A 1,567-nucleotide genomic window follows, 5' to 3' on the forward strand; every position below is an offset into this window, starting at 1 on the left:
CCGGCGACCGAGGGCCAGGGCATCTGGGAATCCGCCGCCACCCGCCTGTCCAGCCTGGTGACGGTGCGGCGCGGCGAGCAGGTGGTCTGGGGCGACGCCATCAGCGGCGAGGTCGAGGCGGCGCGCCGCGCGCTGGAGGCGGGCGACCTGCCCGCCGCGGTGCAGCGGATCGAGGCGCTGCCCGAGGGGCCGCGCGGCGCCATGTCCGGCTGGCTCGACCAGGCGCGCGGGCTGCTCGCCGCCCGCGCCGCGCTCGAGGAACTGCGCGCCGGGGGCCAGGGCTGATGCGCCGCGCGCTCTGGCTGCTGCTGGTTTCCGCCCTCACCGTCGGCATCGCCTGGGGGCTGATGCGGCTGGGCGGGGTGGTGGAGCTGCGCGTCGGCGACACCTTCGTCGGCGTCTCCCTGCCGGTGCTGCTGATCGGGCTGGTGGTGCTGTTCCTGGCCCTGCACCTGCTGATCGTGGGCTTCCGCAGCCTGATCAACTGGCCCGCCCGCATCCGCGCCCGCCGCGCCGAGAAGCGCCGGGCCGAGGGCGAGGCGGTGCTGACCCGCGCGCTGGTCTCGCTCGCCGCCGGCTCGGCCGATGCGGCGCGCAGCGAGGTGAAGCGGGCGCGGGTGCTGCTGGGCGACACGCCACAGCTGCTGCTGCTGACCGCCGAGGCCGAGCGCATGGCCGGGCGCGAGGAGGCCGCGGCCGAGGCGTTCCAGGCGCTGGCGCGGCGCGAGGATGCGCGCTTCATCGGGCTGCGCGGCCTGCTGCGCCAGGCGATCCAGCGGCGCGACTGGGAGGCCGCGAAGGCGCTGGCGCGCGAGGCGGAGGCGGCGCATCCCGGCGCCGCCTGGCTGCGCGAGGAGCGCGCCCTGCTGGCGCAGCGCACCGAGGATTGGCGCGAGGCGCTGGCCCTGGCCGCGCCGCAGACCCCGCGCGCGCCGCTGGCCTTGGCCGCCGCCGGCCAGGAGCCGGATTCGGCGCGCGCCGCCGAGCTGGAGCGCGAGGCGTTCCAGGCCGATCCGGGCTTCGCTCCGGCGGTGCTGGCGCATGCCGCGCGGCTGAGCGCCGCCGGCAATGGCCGCCGCGCCAAGGCGGTGCTGGAGCAGGGCTGGGCGGCGGCGCCGCATCCGGACATCGCCGCCGCCTATCTGGGCGAGGAGGCGGACAAGCTGGCGCGGGTGAAGGCGGCGGAGACGCTGGTGCACCGCAACCGCAGCCATGCCGAGAGCCGGCTGCTGCTGGCGCGCTGTTCGCTGGCGGCGGGGCTGACCGGCCGGGCGCGCAGCGAGCTGGAGGCGCTGGTGGCCTCGGGCGAGGCGGATGCGCGGGCCTATCTGCTGCTGGTGGAGCTGGAGCAGGCCGAGCAGGGCGACACCGCCCTGGCGCGGGCGGCGGAGGCCAAGTGGCTGCGCGCCGCGACCTCGGCCAAGCCCGAGCCGCGCTGGCGCTGCGGCCAGTGCGGCAAGGTGCATGAGAGCTGGCACCCGGTCTGCGACGGTTGCGGCACCTCGGGCCGCATCGCCTGGGGCTGAGGCTGCCGGCCGCCAGCGGCGGCCGGCCCTGACAGAAAGAA

General features: G+C 77.7%; 1 protein-coding gene and 1 pseudogene. Both read left to right on the top strand.

From position 1 onward, the window contains the following. Positions 1-285, top strand: a pseudogene (locus HMPREF0731_RS09815) (hypothetical protein); the annotation flags it as partial. Then, positions 285-1,526, top strand: a complete 1,242-nt coding sequence (locus HMPREF0731_RS09820; RefSeq protein ID WP_040612637.1) for a heme biosynthesis HemY N-terminal domain-containing protein — start codon at positions 285-287, stop codon at positions 1,524-1,526. The pseudogene HMPREF0731_RS09815 and the gene HMPREF0731_RS09820, both read left to right, overlap by 1 nt. Positions 1,527-1,567 lie beyond the last annotated feature (41 nt).

Origin of the sequence: Pseudoroseomonas cervicalis ATCC 49957 (genome assembly GCF_000164635.1) — a bacterium.
GTDB lineage: Bacteria > Pseudomonadota > Alphaproteobacteria > Acetobacterales > Acetobacteraceae > Pseudoroseomonas > Pseudoroseomonas cervicalis.